The sequence below is a fragment of the Alkalibacillus flavidus genome (assembly GCF_040545925.1).
In the GTDB taxonomy this organism is placed as follows: domain Bacteria; phylum Bacillota; class Bacilli; order Bacillales; family Alkalibacillaceae; genus Alkalibacillus; species Alkalibacillus flavidus.
On the sequence record NZ_JBEPMX010000003.1, the window covers coordinates 30782 to 49236 of the forward strand.

At 42.2% G+C, this 18455-nt stretch carries 18 protein-coding genes and 1 riboswitch; of the genes, 13 read left to right on the forward strand and 5 right to left on the reverse strand.

The genetic code is table 11. The annotated features are described in order from the left end of the window. Positions 1 to 41: 41 nt before the first annotated feature. Both ABID56_RS04085 and ABID56_RS04090 read right to left on the reverse strand, forming a co-directional pair. A complete protein-coding gene (locus ABID56_RS04085) occupies positions 42 to 1028 on the reverse strand; it encodes an iron-hydroxamate ABC transporter substrate-binding protein (RefSeq protein ID WP_354219346.1) in 987 nt (328 codons plus the stop codon). Further along, positions 973 to 1821, reverse strand: coding sequence for an ABC transporter ATP-binding protein (locus ABID56_RS04090; RefSeq protein WP_354219347.1), 849 nt, complete (start codon positions 1819 to 1821; stop codon positions 973 to 975). Before ABID56_RS04090 ends, ABID56_RS04085 begins: the two co-directional genes overlap by 56 nt. A 234-nt stretch (positions 1822 to 2055) precedes the next feature. On the opposite strand from ABID56_RS04090, the gene ABID56_RS04095 reads away from it, so the two are divergent. After that, complete coding sequence (locus tag ABID56_RS04095) at positions 2056 to 3105, forward strand: NAD(P)/FAD-dependent oxidoreductase (RefSeq protein WP_354219348.1); 1050 nt, start codon at positions 2056 to 2058, stop codon at positions 3103 to 3105. A 186-nt stretch (positions 3106 to 3291) separates the two neighbouring features. Here the strand turns inward: ABID56_RS04095 and kynA are convergent, their stop codons facing one another. Continuing rightward, positions 3292 to 4119 (reverse strand): tryptophan 2,3-dioxygenase, encoded by an 828-nt coding sequence (gene kynA, locus ABID56_RS04100; RefSeq protein WP_354219349.1) that lies wholly within the window; start codon positions 4117 to 4119, stop codon positions 3292 to 3294. A gap of 97 nt (positions 4120 to 4216) precedes the next feature. Between kynA and ABID56_RS04105 the strand changes: the two genes are divergently transcribed. From ABID56_RS04105 to ABID56_RS04145, 9 genes are all read left to right on the forward strand, one after another. Continuing rightward, entirely contained in the window at positions 4217 to 6208 is a 1992-nt protein-coding gene (locus ABID56_RS04105; RefSeq protein ID WP_354219350.1) for a PAS domain-containing protein, read from the forward strand. A 78-nt stretch (positions 6209 to 6286) separates the two neighbouring features. Further along, positions 6287 to 7228 (forward strand): cysteine synthase A, encoded by a 942-nt coding sequence (cysK, locus tag ABID56_RS04110; protein ID WP_354219351.1) that lies wholly within the window; start codon positions 6287 to 6289, stop codon positions 7226 to 7228. Between the two features lie 384 nt (positions 7229 to 7612). Next, entirely contained in the window at positions 7613 to 8731 is a 1119-nt protein-coding gene (locus ABID56_RS04115; RefSeq protein ID WP_354219352.1) for a Fe(3+) ABC transporter substrate-binding protein, read from the forward strand. A 123-nt stretch (positions 8732 to 8854) separates the two neighbouring features. Beyond that, a complete protein-coding gene (locus tag ABID56_RS04120) occupies positions 8855 to 10492 on the forward strand; it encodes an ABC transporter permease (protein ID WP_354219353.1) in 1638 nt (545 codons plus the stop codon). Positions 10493 to 10495: 3 nt separating this feature from the next. Then, complete coding sequence (locus tag ABID56_RS04125; protein ID WP_354219354.1) at positions 10496 to 11233, forward strand: ABC transporter ATP-binding protein; 738 nt, start codon at positions 10496 to 10498, stop codon at positions 11231 to 11233. A 141-nt stretch (positions 11234 to 11374) separates the two neighbouring features. Beyond that, the gene (locus ABID56_RS04130) at positions 11375 to 12631 is read left to right on the forward strand and encodes an MFS transporter (RefSeq protein WP_354219355.1); all 1257 of its coding nucleotides are present in this window, start codon (positions 11375 to 11377) and stop codon (positions 12629 to 12631) included. Positions 12632 to 12703: 72 nt separating this feature from the next. Beyond that, positions 12704 to 13513, forward strand: a complete 810-nt coding sequence (thiD, locus tag ABID56_RS04135) for a bifunctional hydroxymethylpyrimidine kinase/phosphomethylpyrimidine kinase (protein ID WP_354219356.1) — start codon at positions 12704 to 12706, stop codon at positions 13511 to 13513. Between the two features lie 155 nt (positions 13514 to 13668). After that, positions 13669 to 14151, forward strand: a complete 483-nt coding sequence (locus tag ABID56_RS04140; protein WP_354219357.1) for a GNAT family N-acetyltransferase — start codon at positions 13669 to 13671, stop codon at positions 14149 to 14151. A gap of 75 nt (positions 14152 to 14226) precedes the next feature. Next, positions 14227 to 14847 carry a spore coat protein gene (locus ABID56_RS04145; protein WP_354219358.1) on the forward strand — a complete coding sequence of 207 codons (621 nt, stop codon included), beginning with the start codon at positions 14227 to 14229 and terminating at the stop codon, positions 14845 to 14847. 234 nt (positions 14848 to 15081) lie between these two features. Here the strand turns inward: ABID56_RS04145 and ABID56_RS04150 are convergent, their stop codons facing one another. Further along, positions 15082 to 15885 carry an ion transporter gene (locus ABID56_RS04150; RefSeq protein WP_354219359.1) on the reverse strand — a complete coding sequence of 268 codons (804 nt, stop codon included), beginning with the start codon at positions 15883 to 15885 and terminating at the stop codon, positions 15082 to 15084. A gap of 235 nt (positions 15886 to 16120) precedes the next feature. After that, positions 16121 to 16223, forward strand: a riboswitch (guanidine-I (ykkC/yxkD leader). Between the two features lie 56 nt (positions 16224 to 16279). Between ABID56_RS04150 and ABID56_RS04155 the strand changes: the two genes are divergently transcribed. Both ABID56_RS04155 and ABID56_RS04160 read left to right on the forward strand, forming a co-directional pair. Beyond that, on the forward strand, positions 16280 to 16609 hold the full coding sequence (locus ABID56_RS04155; RefSeq protein ID WP_354219360.1) for a DMT family transporter: 330 nt from the start codon (positions 16280 to 16282) through the stop codon (positions 16607 to 16609). Next, positions 16609 to 16926, forward strand: a complete 318-nt coding sequence (locus tag ABID56_RS04160) for a DMT family transporter (RefSeq protein ID WP_354219361.1) — start codon at positions 16609 to 16611, stop codon at positions 16924 to 16926. Before ABID56_RS04155 ends, ABID56_RS04160 begins: the two co-directional genes overlap by 1 nt. Before the next feature lie 127 nt (positions 16927 to 17053). Here ABID56_RS04160 and ABID56_RS04165 read toward each other — a convergent pair whose 3' ends face one another. Then, positions 17054 to 17329 (reverse strand): hypothetical protein, encoded by a 276-nt coding sequence (locus ABID56_RS04165; protein WP_354219362.1) that lies wholly within the window; start codon positions 17327 to 17329, stop codon positions 17054 to 17056. Between the two features lie 128 nt (positions 17330 to 17457). Between ABID56_RS04165 and ABID56_RS04170 the strand changes: the two genes are divergently transcribed. After that, positions 17458 to 18432 (forward strand): PstS family phosphate ABC transporter substrate-binding protein, encoded by a 975-nt coding sequence (locus tag ABID56_RS04170; RefSeq protein WP_354219363.1) that lies wholly within the window; start codon positions 17458 to 17460, stop codon positions 18430 to 18432. The last annotated feature ends 23 nt before the right edge of the window (positions 18433 to 18455 follow it).

Below are 18455 nucleotides of genomic sequence, written 5' to 3' on the forward strand. Positions count from 1 at the left end.
ATATCATCAATAAAAGGCGGGAACATACCCGCCTTCATAACTTACTCATCTTCACCTAAAAAATGATCTTTGAAAAATTCTAGCTGATACTCAAGTGTAATCGGATCATTGAAATAAAATTCTTTCGCATCCGCTTCAAAGACACGGTCATTTTTAACAGCCGGAATGTTTTGGAATGTTTCTGTCTCTTCAAACGAGTTATCTAAATCATAGTTTTTACTAAAAATAATGTAATCGCCTGCATATTCCGGTAACGCTTCGAATGACAAGGCGTAGAAACCATCTTCAAGCGCCATTTCTTTTACTTTTTCAGGCATTTTCAGACCCATCTCTTGATACAAAATTTCTGTTCCGCGCGCCCAGTTATCACCGAAGACATAAAGCTGTTTATCAAAATTTTCGATTACGGTCACCGTGGCATCTTCGCCAATTTCAGCCTTGATCTCCTCACCAGCTTCTTGTGCACGCGTTTTGAAATCATTAATCCACTCATTCGCTTGTTCTTCTTTGTTCAATAGTTTTGCAATTTCACGGTGTTGTTCTAAGTAACCTAGGTTGCCATACGTATAAGTGACTGTCGGCGCGATTTCGCGTAGTCGATCAAGATTCTTTTCGCTCGACAATCCAATAATTAAATCCGGATCTAATTCAATAATTTTTTCTAAATCCTCAGACGTTACTGTTTCTGCACCGTCTAAATGTTCTTCATAACGTGGATTACTCATTGAATAAGCGTCAGCACCTACAACATTCGTATCGAGGGACAGCACATTACCTGTATATGTCGATAAGACAACGACGCGTTCTGGATTCGCTGGTACTTCAACTGGTCCATTTTCCGATTCATACGTTCTCATCTCGCTAGACGCTTCTTGATTAGATTCATCTGCATCATCGTTCGTTTCTTCTGTATTCGATTCATTCGATTCTTCAGCATTCGCACCTTCCTCATCATTATTGTTACCGCACGCACTAATTAGCAAAAGCACGGCGATCATGAGAAATGGTATTAATCGTTTGATTGTCATCTGTATTCTCCCCTTTTATTAAATTATAAGTTAGGCAAATCGGTTTTCCTGTACGTGGATCTTGGCCAACAATAGCATCGATATCAAATACATCTCGTAAAACGTCAGCTTGTATTACGTCATCATAACGTCCTTCTTTTACAATCGAGCCATCACGCATCGAAATGATGTAATCGGCAAAACGTGCTGCATGATTTAAATCGTGAAGCACCATCACAATTGTTCGACCTTCTAGTTGATTCAAGCTTTGCAGCAATTCCAATACTTCTAGCTGATGAGCTAAGTCTAAATACGTCGTCGGTTCATCGAGAAAAATCATCTCTGTATCTTGCGCTAACGCCATCGCAATCCAAACCCGTTGTCGCTGTCCACCTGACAACGCATCAACCGGGCGATGTTTGAACTCTAAAACCCCAGTCGATTTCATCGCTTGATCAATCGACTCTACATCATCGTCACTCAAACGCCCAAATCCCTTTTGGTATGGAAAACGACCATAAGACACGAGTTCACCTACCGTGAGCCCGTTCGCATAATCGTTGCTTTGAGGAAGGATCGCCATTTTTTTAGCAACATCTTTCGTTTTTTGTTTTTTAATATCCTCCCCGTCCAACAACACACGGCCTGAATTTGGCGTCAAAATACGTGTTAACCCTTTTAGTAACGTCGATTTACCACAACCATTGGGCCCAATGATCGCTGTTATTTGCCTTTCAGGGATTTGAACATCTAAATGATCCAGCACGGTATTGTCATCATAACCGACTAATAACTGCTCGCCTCTCACTCGCACAGAACACCTCTCCTAACCTTCGCTGAGAATGATTATCACTATCATAACATCCCCTATTAAACCACATTCAAACCGAATGTCAACACCCATTCTCAATTAAATTCGGCTTCTAGTTATAAAATAAAATAACCAAAAATCCTTTTATAACAGTAATGATAAAGGTTGAAAAACATTCTATTATCCGTTACGATTTATTGATAATGATTATCAACATTTGATAAGAGGTGAGCTTTAATGGCACGTGAACTATATGACGTTACAATTATCGGCGGTGGTCCGGCTGGTTTATATGCTTCGTTTTACAGTGGGTTGCGCGGAATGAAGACTAAAATCATCGAGTACCAAAACACGTTAGGCGGGAAAGTAAATGTTTATCCTGAAAAAATGATTTGGGATGTCGGGGGACAACCCCCCATTACAGGTGAGAAATTTATCCATCAACTCATCGAACAAGGGTTAACATTCAATCCGACCGTTGTTCATGGCGAAAAAATCATGACCATCAAACAGACGGATGATGATTTATTTATTTTAAACGACAGCTCAGGAGTTGAGCACTTCTCGAAAACGGTAATCGTAGCTGTCGGTAGCGGAATTTTGAAACCTCAAAAACTTAAAGTAAAAGATGCCGATCGTTATGAGGTATCGAACTTGAATTATACGGTTCAATCATTGGAACGATTCCAAAATAAAACCGTCATGATATCAGGCGGCGGCAATTCTGCGATAGACTGGGCCAATGAACTCGAACCAATCGCCAAGAAGGTGTTCGTCACGTGCCGTAAAGATCACTTATCGGGCCACGAAGCGCAAGTTGATCAATTGATGAACAGCAATGCAACATGTTTATTCAACTCATGCATCGCTAACCTCGTCCCCTGCCCGGACCGACAAATGATCGAATACGTCGAGGTATTAAATCAAAACACAAACGAAGTCGAACAAGTGGCTGTCGATGAAGTCATCGTCAATCATGGCTACGAAATGGATGCGGAATTACTTCAAAACAGCGAATTGAATTTAGACATGGTAGACGATTACTTTCTCGACGGGAACGCAATGAGCGAAACGTCTGTGCCCGGCGTTTATGCTGCAGGAGATATTTTAAAACATGATGGTAAACTGAATCTCATTGCTGGCGCATTTCAAGACGCAGCCAACGCCGTCAACCAAGCAAAACAATTCATTTCGCCAGACGCCAATGGACAAGCCATGGTTTCATCACATAACGACGTTTTCAATGAACGAAACGCAAAAATCAAACAACAAATGCTACAAACATAACGAAGACCCTCTAGTTAGAGCACTAGAGGGTCTTTCATTATCGAATGATATGTGTGTTCGCCGTATAAACTGTGATTTTCGCCGTATGTGAGCGCGATTTCGCCATATCGGACAAAAATTTCGCCGTATCGCATCCAAAATTCGCCGTATCAACTCGAAATGACTCTCCCAATTTGCGAAAAAACCTTACAACGACGTCCGCACATTCCACAGTTCTGGGAAAAAATAGTGATCGAGCACTTGCTTCAAATAGCCAACGCCCGATGAGCCGCCTGTGCCTTGTTTGTGACCGATAATGCGTTCGACGGTTTTCATGTGACGGAAGCGCCATTGTTGCATCCAGTCTTCGATATCTACTAATTTTTCAGCGAGTTGGTATAAATTCCAGTAGCGCTCAGGGTCGCGGTACACCTCAATCCACGCTCGTTCCACGCTGTCATTCGCTTCGTATGTTTCGGTTAAATCGCGTTCGAGTACGGATTGATCAATCTCGAACCCTTCTTTCGCCAAGGCTTGAATCGCGACATCATACAAACCAGGTGCTTCGTAAGCTTCTTGTAAGCGCGCTTTCAACTCGGGATCTTTTTCATAAATTTTCAAAACATGCGGTGTTTTATAACCTAGCGCGAATTCGACTAAACGATACTGATACGATTGAAAACCTGATGCGTTGCCTAAGTAGTCGCGGAAACCTAAATACTCACTCGGTGTCATCGTCGATAAAACATCCCACGCTTTAATGATTTGATTTTGAATACTCGACACGCGCGCAAGCATTTTAAACGCGGGTTGATAGTCTTCTTCTTGAATCGACTGCACGGCCGCTTCTAATTCGTGAAGCGTCAACTTAATCCACAATTCACTCACTTGATGAATGACGATAAATAACATTTCATCATGATGGTCCGACAAGCGGTTTTGACTGTTCAAAATCGCGTCCAAATCTAAGTAATCACTATACGTCATGCGTTCTTTAAAATCGGTATGAATGCCTTGCTCATCTCGGTAACTCATCGCTCAATCCCCTTTTTCTTTTAATCTTAACATAAACGACGTATCGCCCATCATTTTATGATAAAATAAACTTAGATATTTTTTGGGGGAATAATGTGTGAAAGATAAAATTGCAGAATGGAAAGAACATCTCCAGTCGCCTAAAATCGTTTATCCTGATATCAATCAAGAAATAGACCGACTGCGTTCAATCCATCAACTCAATTTAGAATTAGATTGTCAAGAAGATCCGTTCGATAACATTACCGAACTCGCCAAAAGTATGTTCGGCTTAGAAATGGCTCTCATCACCATCGTCGATTCAGATTGGCAATGGTTTAAATCATGTATTGGCTTGCCTGACCAATTAGAAAAAGACGGTGGCACGACACGAGATAAATCGTTTTGCCAATATTTATTTATTGAAAACAAGCGTTTCCAAGTGGAAGACGCTCTAGAAGACTCACGTTTTAAAAACAATCCACTCGTTACTGAAGGCTTGATTCGTTTCTACGCTGGTACGCCATTACGCTTAAGCGACGGACATATTATTGGTTCATTATGTGTCTTAGACTCCCAACCTAACCATCTAACCGAAGACCAATTTGACCAACTGGAAAAGCTCGCAAACTGGGCGATGACAGAAATCGAAGTCAAACAAAAAGTTCAAGACTTAACCGACCAACAAAAGTCGATTAACGAACTGCTTGAGCGAAATGCTTATTTAACCGCAGGCATTGAACACTCATCGTCTTCGATTGTCATTACTGATGCCAAACAACCAAACAATCCGATTATATACGTCAACCAAGCATTTACTGAATTGACCGGGTACGAGCCAGACGAAGTGATTGGGTATAATTGCAAAATGCTACAAGGCGACGACACCGATCAAGGAACGATTAACTACATACGATCATGCATTCAAAACTTAACACCCATCCATACTGAAATATTAAACTATCGTAAAAACGGTGAGCCTTTCTGGAATGAATTAATTATTAACCCAATCACAGACGACAGCGGGGACATTCCATATTTCATCGGTATTCAGCAAGATATTACGAAGCGCAAACATATCGAACAAGGCTTAGTCAAAGAATTGTTTGAAAAAGACCGACTATTTAACGCGTTACCTGAACTCATCATTATGCTTGATAATAAAGGGCAAATACACAACGCTAACAGCCGCCTGTTACCATTTTCGGGGTATACGTTAACCGAACTAATGAACAAACCGATTACTGAACTCATTCAAACAGAAGAGTTATCGCCGATCATTGACGCGACATTTAACCAAGGTAATTTGTCATTTGAAGGCACACTTATTTCAAAAGAAAACGAATATTTACCGTTTCAATGGAATTTCTTAGCGTTGCGCGGGGCTGACGGCACACCATCAAGCATCGTCGCGATCGGTGAAGATATTCGCGATCGTTTGCAATTACAAAAAGATGTCGAGTATGCAGGGCGTTTGCAAAAAGAGTCATTACAGCCAAACATTCAAAACGATCAATTCACATTACAGTTTTTACACGAAGCGAGCAATTATGTTAGCGGTGATAGCTACGGGTATGACTTTGACCATAACCAAAATCGCTTGTTCATCTATCTAATCGATATGATGGGGCATGGCGTGGCGACCGCGCTTCAAACGAGTACGATCAACTTGCTATTCAACCAAATCTCGCGGGAAAATTTAACCGTTAAAGAAAAAGTCGAATGGGTCAACAAAGCGTGCGTACCAATTTTCCCATCGGCCTATTTCGCAACGGCCTTCTGCGCTGACATTGATCTCAATACAGGCGATATGACGTATGTCGCAGCAGGCATTAACTTTTTCGCCTACGAAAAAGACGGTGAAACGATCGGCGAAAAAGTGCCTGGCCCACTCATTGGGTTACAAGAAGAAATGGAGTTTACTGAACACCAAATGACACTTAATCCAGGTGATGCCCTTTATTTAATGACAGATGGCATTTATGAACAAATCGATACGAACGAGGTTCCACACGGGTTTGATAAGTATTTCAAATTTGTTGAATATGTTTCCGAAAACCAAATCCACTCAGATGATGCGACAGCGATCGGTTTTAAATGGCATCAATAAATCGTAAAACTTGAATGTCTTAAAAACCTATTGCTAAACTAAGGAATGCACAATAGTTAAACAAAGGATGTGACATGCATGCGTATAGTCAATAATATTGCCGATTTAATTGGCGATACACCGCTAGTTAAATTAAATAAACTTAACCCTGCTGACGGTGCAGATATATATTTGAAGTTGGAATTTTATAACCCGAGCGGCAGTGTCAAAGACCGTGCCGCGTACAACATGATGGTCGAAGCGGAAAAGTCGGGCCATCTTAAAGAAGGCTCTACGATTATTGAGCCAACGAGTGGTAATACAGGGATTGGCTTGGCGATGAATGCTGCAGCCCGTGGATATGATGCGATTCTCGTCATGCCAGATACAATGACGAAAGAACGCATTAACTTATTACAAGCATACGGTGCACGCGTTGAGCTAACACCTGGTGACGAGAAAATGCCTGGTGCGATCAGACGAGCAAAGGAATTGCTAGATGAAATTCCAAATAGCTTTATGCCAATGCAATTCGAAAATGAAGCCAACTCCAATGCGCACCGTCACACGACGGCGAAAGAAATTGTCGAAGCAATGGATGAACTAGGCAAACCTTTATCCGCTTTCGTCGCGACAGCTGGCACGGGCGGTACCATCACAGGTACGGGTGAAGAATTGAAAAAAGTGTATGACGATATGTCCGTTCACGTCGTCGAACCAGCTGGCTCCCCTGTTTTATCAGGCGGACAACCTGGCAAGCATAAGCTCGTCGGCACAAGCCCTGGTTTCGTGCCGGACATATTGAACCAAGACGTTTATGATGAGATTTTCCGAATCGAAGACAATCAAGCGTATGACGTAGCGCGTCGTCTCGCGCGTGAGGAAGGCATTTTAGTCGGGACTTCCGCTGGGGCTTCAGCCTATGCCGCGATTGAAGTGGCTAAACGCAAGCAGCCGGGTGAAGTCGTTGTCGCGATCATCCCTGACTCAGGTGAACGCTACTTATCCGGTGACTTATTCGATTTTGATAAACAAGTATAATTGAATTGATCAAAGCCTATTCCAATTGAGAATAGGTTTTTTTTGTTAATCAAGAGGTGTTCTTATGTTCTTAAAAAGGCTTTGTTAATGTTCAATGTTGATTTTAAAATAATAGTAGCACTGAGTTATTGAATTGTGAGAAGCGAAGGTGGCGACTCCTGGTCGACCAAAACCAGCCACGTCCTGTGGCCAACGTTGACACTAGACCGTCCGGGTCGTCGGAAGCGTCCACCTGCAGCGGATCACAATATCAAAAACGGACTTTAGTAAAGCCTTCAAAAAAAGATTATCAAAAACTATTGACTTGAGAATGATTTTCAGTAAAATAGAAATCGTGGCGATGATAATCATTTTCAATTAGAAATAAAAGGAAGGGTGCTTAACATGTTCAACAAGAAAACAGGTATTTTAGCTTTATTATTCGCACTCACAGCACTAATTTTAGTTGCTTGTGGTGGCGAAGAAACGGATGAGAGTCAGAACGACGGTTCATCAGAGGAAACAGCAAACGACGAATCATCTAACAACGAAGCAAGCGGTTCCGAAGACGCTGGTGAAGTCAACATTTACACAAGTCGTCACTATGATGTTGACGATGAGATTTACAGTGCTTTCACTGATGAAACAGGTATTGAAGTCAACGTAATCAACGGCAGTGCTGACGAATTAATCGAACGCATGAACCGTGAGGGTGAAGCATCAGAAGCTGACATCTTCTTTACAGCGGACGCTGGTCGCCTCCACCGCGCGAAGGATCAAGGTCTCCTTCAACCAATCGAAAGCGACACGATTAATGAGAATGTACCAGAGAATTTACGTGACCGTGACAACGAATGGGTCGGCTTAACGCAACGCGCACGTATCATCGCGTATCACAAAGAGCGTGTTGACGAGAGTGATTTATCAACCTATCAAGCATTAGCGGAACCAGAATGGGAAGATCGCGTGTTAATCCGTTCTTCTGAAAATATTTATAACCAGTCATTATTAGCATCATTCATCGAATTAAATGGTCGTGAGGACGCAAAAGCTTGGGCTGAAGGTATTGTGAATAACTTAGCTCGTTCACCACAAGGCGGTGACCGTGACCAAGCCAAAGCTGTTGTCGCTGGTGAAGGTGACGTTGCCATTATGAACACGTACTATCTTGGCGGTATGTTAAATTCAGATGACGAAGAAGAAGTCGAAGTCGCTGAACAATTAGGTGTCTTCTTCCCTAACCAAGACTCAACTGGAGCGCACGTCAACGTCAGTGGTGCTGGCTTAGCGGCTAATGCGCCTAACGAAGAAAACGCAATCGCGTTAATTGAACATTTATCAAGTGAAGATGTCCAAGGACAATTCGCAAGTGCTAACTATGAATATCCCGTTAATCCAAACGTCGAACCAGCTGAAACGTTACAACAATGGGGAGACTTCGAAACACAAGACATTAACCTATCGACTTTAGGTGAAAACAATGCTGAAGCCGTACGCATTTTCAATGAGGTAGGCTGGAAGTAATTTGTGACAACTTAACAAACGATAAACCGTCTCATGTCGTGAGGCGGTTTTCTTGCTTTTGTTTTTGAGCCACTATCATGTACGATAGAAGTTGGCAGTTAAACTATAAAAGGACGTGTCTATTTGAAATGGCTTCGCACCCTTAAGACTTATACTAATATATGGACAATTTTAAGTATCGTCTTTGCTTTATTTGTCATTTTGCCGAATATATCGATTATCGTACAGTTATTTAGTGAGCCTAACGATAACTGGCAACATATTCAAGAGTATATGTTACAAAACTATATCCAAAACACGCTGTTGCTCGTCGTATTTGTCGGTGGTTTCACATTAATCATCGGGACGAGTTTAGCGTGGTTAATTTCAGCCTATGATTTTCCGATGCGTCGTTTTTTCCAATGGGGTATGATTCTTCCATTAGCAATCCCCCCTTATATTGGTGCTTACACGTATCATGGCATTTTAAATTATACGGGTGTCATTCAAACGACATTGCGCGATCAATTCGACGTCACGGTTAATCAAGATTATTTCAATATCATGAATATGCCTGGCGCTATTTTCATTTTAACGATCTTCTTATTCCCTTACGTCTTCACGATTACGAAAGCGTTTTTAGCGAGACAGTCAACGGCGCTTGTCGAAAATGCTAGATTGCTAGGGAGTAATGCGTGGCGGACATTTTTCCGTGTCGTCCTCCCTATCTCGCGCGCTGCGATGATTGCGGGTGTGAGCTTAGTGATTTTGGAAGTGTTAAACGATTACGGCGTGGTGAAATATTACGGTATCCAGACGTTTACGACAGCAATTTTTCAAACGTGGTTTGGAATGGGTGATTTAAATTCAGCAATAAAATTAGCGGGGACATTAATGTTGATTGTCTTAGCGATCTTGGTCGTTGAGCGTATTATGCGCGGGCGTCGCCGTTATAGTTTTACGACGACCAAAGTTAAATTATTAAAACCAACCCGTTTAGAAGGTAAAACCAAATGGCTCGTCTTCACCTATTGTATGACGATTTTCTCACTCGGCTTTATCATTCCAGTGATTCAGCTCATTTACTGGGCGACGATGGCATACGAGCAGTTTTTCGAACAAGACTTTTGGTCATTGATCGGCAATTCCGTTTTCGTTGCCTTTGTCGCGTCCATCTTAATTGTTGTGATGGCGGTCGTTATTAGTAATTTCTCACGTCTCAATCGCGGCTTACTTGCAAAAACCTTTCCTAAAGTGACGATTTTAGGTTATTCTATACCTGGAGCGGTTATTGCCGTTGGTGTCGTGACATTGTTCACCGCCATTGACCGACAGTTGTTCGGTTTTTACGAATGGCTCGGGTTTGAGCCGACCCTCGTTTTAAGCACGAGCATCGTGATGTTGATTTTCGCTTATGTTATTAGGTATTTAGCAGTCGGATACAATTCTATAGAATCGGGCTTTGAACGAATTGGCACGAACTTCACAGAAGCATCGCGTATGCTCGGTATGAGCGTGACGAAATCGTTTTTCAAAGTCGATATGAAGCTGATTCGCGGGGCAATCTTTGGTGGTTTCATCCTCGCGTTCATCGATATTATGAAAGAATTACCGCTAACACTCATTTTACGACCGTTTAATTTTGATACGTTAGCGACGAAAGCATTCCAATACGCAACGGATGAAATGATTCAGCGTTCGGCCATGCCGTCGCTTCTCATTATTCTCGTCAGTGGCATTGCGATTTATGTGTTTCATCATGTTTTAGAAAAGGAGTCCTGATTAATGTTTGTACACATTCGAAACTTGGCATTTAAGTACCCTCAAGCGAAAGATCATACGATAAATGATTTTAACCTGACGATTGACCAGGGTGAAATTATTTCGATTTTAGGTGAATCAGGCAGTGGCAAAAGTACGATTTTACGTTTGATCGCTGGGTTGGAGATGCCAACGAACGGTAATATCATGGTAGGCGACCACTGCATGTGCAGTAACTCACAGTTCACCCAGCCCGAAAAACGCGGGATTGGCATGGTGTTCCAAGATTATGCCTTATTTCCGCATATGACGGTGCAAGATAATGTGAAGTTTGGCTTGCAAAAATGGCCGCGTAAAGATAAAAAAGAACGCATTCATGAAGTGTTAGAACTCGTTGGACTAGAAGATTACCGTAAACGTTATCCGTTTGAATTAAGTGGTGGTCAACAACAACGTGTGGCGCTAGCTCGCGCGCTCGCACCTAAACCGAAACTCCTTTTATTCGATGAACCATTCAGTAACCTTGATGCAGACTTACAAATTCGTATTAGAGAAGAGTTGCGCCGCATTATTAAAGCAGCTGGCGTGACGTCGATTTTTGTCACACACGACCAAGATGATTCACAAGCCTTAGCAGACCGGATCGTCGTATTACGTGAAGGGAACATTGTCGAAACCGGAACCCCAGAAGATATATTTGGAACAGACTGTAACTTTTCTGATCGAATGCCTGTCAAACCGCGCGTATTATCGCGTGTGTAACGCCAAGACCTCGTGTTTTGGCGTTTTATTTTTGGGTAAGACTAAATAAACACAAGGCTCGACATTTGACGAATCGTTTGCTATATTTAGTGTATCGAAATAATCGGATTGCGAAAGGTTAAGGAGAAAGAAGGGTACACATTGGAGCAAGATCAGTTAGCGAAGCGGAATTTGGCAATCATGTGGTTTGCCAACTTTTTTATTGCGGGCAGCATGACAATGGTGATGCCATTTTTATCGCTTTACATTGATACATTCGGCAACTTTTCTGAAGAATACGTGACAAATTGGGCTGGCTGGACATTTGCGATTACATTTCTAACAGCTATTATTTTTTCACCGATTTGGGGCCGAATTGGTGACAAATTCGGTCGTAAACCGATTTTGGTTGTGATGGCGTTTGGCCTAACTGTGTGCGTGTTTACGATGGGCTTTGTCGACTCGGTTATTCAGCTGTTTATACTCCGTCTCGTGATGGGTGTTTTCGCTGGGTTCATCTCGACATCCCAAGCGCTTATTTCCACGCAAACACCGAAACATATTTCCGGTCGGGTCATGGGCACATTACAGACAGGAACTGTGACAGGTACGTTAATGGGGCCATTAATCGGCGGTTCGTTAGCCGACTGGATCGGCTTTGCCCAAGCGTTCCAGATTATTTCAGGTGCCTTACTCATCGCAGCGTTACTCGTGTTATTTGCGTTAAAAGAAACCCGCTTAGAAGCCGAAGCAGAAGAAAAACAAAGTTATTCGAAAAAAGAAGTACTCTTACACATCGTGCGTCATCCCATGTTGTTAGCGGTACTTGTCATATCAATGTTTATTCAAATCGCCCACTTTTCTGTTCAGCCGATTTTGGCGTTATACGTTGAGGAATTAAACGGACCTGCGAACCTCGCGTTCATTTCAGGGATCGCCTTTTCGATTACAGGTTTAGGGAATCTACTGATGACGCGTCGTTGGGGGATTATCGCTGACAGAGTCGGCTATGATAAAATCTTAATCTTACTCGTTTTTTTAGCCGGCATCGTTTACTTCCCGGGAGCACTTGTAACTGAAGTGTGGCAACTCGTCATTGTGCGGTTCTTACTCGGTTTAACCCTTGGCGGGATTATCCCGATTCGTATGGCCTATATCCGGCAAGCTGCACCGATTGCGATTCAAGGTGAAGTCCTCGGTTATAACACGAGCTTACGCTTTTTAGGCAATGTGATCGGCCCTGTTATGGGTGGTGTCATTGCTGGTTATTACGGGATTTCGAGCGTCTTTTTCGTGACAAGTGCCTTGCTCGTCGCAAGCGGTATTGCGTTACTTTTAACCAAATCGAAACAAAGTGACGTGCACGACTCTGAAGATGAGCACATCGTTCACGGCGATACAGTCAAAACGACGCATTAAATGAGTTGGCAAAACGGCAAAATAACGATAAAATGCATATGGAATGATTACGATATGGTGGAGGGATCTCCGATGAAAAAAGTATTTGTTTTAGCTGGATCAGACACGAGCGGTGGCGCTGGCATTCAAGCTGACTTGAAAACGTATCAAGAAAACGGTGTGTACGGTATGACGGCGCTCACAACAATCGTGGCGCAAAACCCGCACAATCATTGGGCACACGACGTTTATCCAATTGATTTGGACACGGTCAAAGCCCAAACATCAACGATTTTAGATGGTGTTGGTGTTGATATTATGAAAACAGGCATGCTTCCGTCGACTGATATTATTCAATTTGCCGCAGACACGATTGATAAATATAATCTCGACGCTGTAGTCGATCCTGTTTTAGCGTGCAAAGGACAAGACGAACCGGTTTACCCAGAAAACGCGAAAGCATTACGCGACATTTTAGTACCGAAAGCGTTAATCACGACACCGAATCTTTTTGAAGCTGGCCAGCTCGCCGATATGAAAAATATAACAACGATTGATGAGATGAAAGAAGCTGCACAACGCATTTATGAACTTGGTGCGAAACACGTCGTCGTTAAAGGTGGTAGCGAAGTCGAAGGTGACCGCGCTGTTGACGTTTATTATGCAGGCGACGAATTCACGTTAATCGAACATGATGTTATTGATACACCTTACAATCACGGCGCGGGTTGCACGTTTGCATCCGCAATCACATCGGCGATTGTAAACGGCAGCACGCCAGAAGAAGCCGTTTACTTTGCTAAACAATTTATTACGAACGCGATTGAGTCATCATGGAAGCTGAACCAATACGTGGGTCCCGTGAATCAATACGCTAATCGTGATGCGCATATTCAAGTGTAAATGACTCTTTTTGGACAAAAGCGGTTGAGTTTAATTTTTAAACCACTTGAATTTTCACGCCACTTAGTCAAAAATATAAACAACTAACACTAAACGTACCGATAAGATGATCTTGTTGGTACGTTTTTTTATAACGACACAATCGAGGTGAGCTCATGCATATTCGCGAAATTGAAACAAAAGATAATCAAACGATTGAACATATCATCAAATCGTCATTGGAATCATATGGACTTGATATTCCTGGCACCGCCTACGTTGACCCACAGCTGTCTAACTTAACGCAGTTTTATGAAGCTGATGACGATGCGGCCTATTGGGTTGCTGAAAACGGTGATGGACGAGTGGTCGGCGGTGTCGGCATAGGACCATTTGACCGAGAAAACGGCATTTGTGAATTGCAAAAACTGTACGTCGCGCCCGAAGCACAAGGTCGTGGTCTCGCGCGGCAATTGATGGATGTCGCGCTTACGTTTGCGAATAAACACTACGACGCGTGTTATCTCGAGACATCGACGAAATTAGAAGCGGCGAATCGTTTATATGAGAAATTAGGATTTGAACCATTGCCTAAGCCGATCGAAGGGTCTGATCATAATGCAATGGATGCGTGGTATTTGAAGCGATTCAATTCGTGATTGAACCGGATGTATATTTTAATGAATTTGGCTGACCCTAAAACTGTCAATCAGTTTAGGAGGAGGATTTTTTTTATGCAACAACAACCAAACCCGAACAGCCAAATGAAAGAATCTGGAACGTTACCGACTCATTTAAGCCAAGGTGGGCATGCGATTTATGATGCACATGAAGCGATCTCGACGGTGATCGGTGCGATGGAGCATTACAAACTATATGAACCGAACATTCAGTGTCAGCAACTTCAAGGTATTTTAACGAATCAGTACAATTACTTAACGGAAACATATAACACGATGGTCGATGCGTATCAATCGGGCCAAAAACCGGCTCAACCAACGGCTGTCTATAATATGGAGATTTCAAATGATGTGACGTACGGCTTGCAACCGAGTCAGCCGAAGCAACCTGAACAAAACCCGCAGCAATTGAACGATGAATGCTATTCAGGTTTTATGCTCGGGCAGTTAAAGGCTTGCGCAACAGCCGCTAACAACGCCGCATTAGAAGCGACGAACCCCGTCATGCGCCGCGTGTTACAGGATAGCGTGCCGAATTTCTCAGAAATGGCTTACGAAATGTTCTTGTATCAGAACGACAAAGGCTATTATCAAGTTGCGCAGTTTGATGAAGACACGACGAATCAGCTACTCAATAGCTACGCCCCGATGACGAATACAAACCAACCGCATTAAATCATAACGAAGCCGCTCTGGATACCCAGAGCGGCTTTTATCATCTCGTCTGCACCATTTATTAAATAATTCCCGTTATTTATTTAATAACTCACCTTACTTATTTCATAACTTCGGCTAATTATTTAAAAACTAGAGCAGCTCGCTTCAGTTATTTCAAAATTCCTTGAAATTATCTCATAACTTGGCCTAGTTATTTCAAAAATAAAGCGACTTATTTAATAACTAAACTCTCTACTTGTTTTGACCTCGGATGATTTGCTTCAATTCTTGAATTTCCCCGCGCAATTGACTCACTTCATCTTTTAATTCATCCTCAGCTGGCGTTTCTCCGTTTTCAAGTTGTTCTACTTTCTCGAAGTTATTCACAATCACACCGACAAACAGGTTCAGCACGATAAACGTCCCGACCAAAATAAACGCGACAAAATACGTCCACGCCCACCATATTTCATCCATAATTGGACGCATGATCGCACTCGCCCATGACTCAAGCGTAATAATTTGGAATAAGGTGAGCAGTGTTTCTTCAATCGTTCCGAAATAGTCCGGCGCGACATCTCTAAATAAAAACGTTCCCATCACACTAAACACGTAAAACATAATGCCGAGTAACAGCATGATCGTCCCGAGCGACGGCAATGTCATAATGAGTGCATTGACAATTTTACGTAGCGACGGAATAACGGAAATCGTCCGAAACACACGTAAAACACGCAATATACGTAACACGGTTACAAACGGCGAGCCCATAAAGATAAAACTTGACGCAACGATCACAAAGTCGAACACATTCCATCCATCTTTAAAAAAATTCGTCGTCGGTCGTGCCGCAAGTAATTTCAATACAATTTCTAGTGAGAATATAATCAACACAAACGTATCAACCCGGACAAACCACTCACCGTATGTATCATATAATCCGCGGTAACTTTCTAATCCAACGATCACCGCATTAATGATAATTAATGTAATAATCGTCGGTTGAAACACTTTATGATTCACAATCTGCGCACTCTTCTGTCGCAACTGATTCATGTCTGCTCCCCCATTTTCGCTCTCATCCTTATAAATTCTATCACAAAATAATTCACCATGAAAAAATCTGTTCACAACCTTCTTTCCCTGAAGATTGTTAGACAATGTTGACCAATTGTCTAACAATGCTAGTAGATTATCTGACAATCTTGGGTTGCATCAAAATCTATTCATGGCTTTTTATGATATAACGTGTTAAAATGCCAATTGAACAATAATTAATTAAAACCACACACACGTTGTTTTCTAGGGTTCCGCGGCTTAGCTTATGTCGGTCTGGTCCAAGAGAAAACACACAGCTATGCGCTGTGACACGGAGGGACAAAAGCCCGGGAGATGTTGAACCTAACATCTTCCGGGCTTTCCTTTTGATTAACGAAGGAGGGCTAGCACAATGACAATCCATTGGTTAAAAGTCGTTGCGGGCGCATTTTTCGAAGTGTTTTGGGTGATTGGCCTGAGTTATGCCGACAGTCTACTAACATGGAGCGGAACGATTATCGCTATATTTTTAAGTTTTTTATTTTTAATTCTCGCCGCTAAACATCTTCCAGTCGGCACGGTTTATGCTGTATTCGCAGGGCTCGGGACAGCAGGCACGGTCATCGTCGACATGGTCTTTTTCGGCGAACCATTTCAACTGCTCAAACTGGTCTTCATCGCCGTTCTTGTTACTGGCATCATCGGCTTAAAATTCGTCACAGAAGAGCGAGGTGAGACGTAATGCATTGGATCGCTCTTATTGTCGCAGGTTTATTCGAAATGACGGGCGTATTAGGTATAAACTTCATCAATCGTTATCAAAACTGGCAATCTGTCGTTTTTATGATCGGGGCTTTCTCTATCAGTTTCGCGTTATTGTCATTTGCGATGGAAGGTATTACGATGAGTGTCGCCTACGCGATTTGGACCGGAATTGGTGCTGCAGGTAGCGCGATCATGGGCATTCTATTATTTAACGAGCCCGCGAATCGCCTGCGTTTATTGTTTATTTTTTGTATTATCGCATCGACTGTCGGACTAAAATTGATAACAGGCTAACACCAGCATGATCATAGTGAACCAGGTCAAACCATAAACATGACTGTCTATACAAAAAAGCTTGGGCGCGCCTCCCAAGCTTTTGCTTTTATTCTCATGTTTCGATTCTCCGAAAGCCTTTTCCGCCTTACTCTTGATCCTTTTCTCCATCCTTAAATGATCCATTTTTTTCTCTCATGATATCTAACTCTAGCTGTTTCTCTTCCAAATCTAATTCTTTTAGTTTTTGCTGGTGGTTCAATTTATTTTTGTGAGCGTAATAAGTCAAAGAGATAGCAACAATTAATGGTAAAAATAGCCATTCAAACAAAAAACTTCCCCCCTTATTTCTTGATTCGTTAATATCTATATTATTACACAAATGATCCAAACACGCTATTTCAATGCGAATAAACTCTGTCACAACAAACCTCGAACCGTCTTTACAAAACCTTTACTCAATCTTTACTTTCCCTTTACAGACATTTAGGACAACACGGTTTATGATGAAACTGTAACATTCAAAACACAACCCAAGGGGAGGATTTCTTCATGTTCAACAGAGTTAAGTTTGTCGCATTAGTTACAACGATTCTAGTATTTGCAGGTTTGCTTACCGCTTGTCAATCAAATGATGATAACGCAAGCGCTGAATCAAATAACGGTGAACAATTAGACGGCCGTGTCGTTGTCGATGGGTCAGGTACCGTTTACCCACTTATGTCTCGTCTAGCGGAAAATTATATGGTGAATGATCAGTCCAATGTTTCAGTCGAAGTTGGCCGCTCTGGCACAAGCGCAGGATTTGAGAAATTTTTAGCTGAAGACGGAACAGACTTCAACGATGCGTCTCGAAAAATTAAAGAAGAAGAAATCAATAAAGCAGAAGAATTAGGCATTAACTATAAAGAAATTAAATTAGCATTAGACGGATTAACCATTGTCGCTCACCCTGAAAATGACTGGGCAACGGAACTAACGGAAGAACAAGTTATTGATATTTTCACAGCACAAGGCGATATCGAAAACTGGTCAGATATTAATAGCGACTGGCCAAACGAACCGATCAATCTATATGGTCCTAACGAAAACCACGGCACGTATGAGTTTTTCTATGAATCTATTTTAAATGAACAAGACTTAGCTGAAGATGCAGACTTACAACAAGAATACTCAACACTCGTACAACTCGTCTCTCAAGATAAACACAGTCTCGGCTTTTTCGGATTTGGTTATTACGATAACAACCAAGATAAATTAAACGCCGTTAGCATTAACTTTGGCGATGGTCCCGTCGCACCGTCACTGGACACGATTGACGAAAGCGGACCGTACCAAAACTTTACACGCCCAGTCTTTACGTACTTGAATACAGATCATGCACAAGAAAAAGCACAAGTATTAGATTTTGCACAATACGTTGTCGATGAATCATCTAACATCGCTGGTGAAACGGGCTTCGCGCCACTACCAGAAGAAGAAATTGATCAACTACGTCAAGATTTAGAACAACTTGGTTCTGAATAATCGAGTGACGTCGGTCAGGAGGA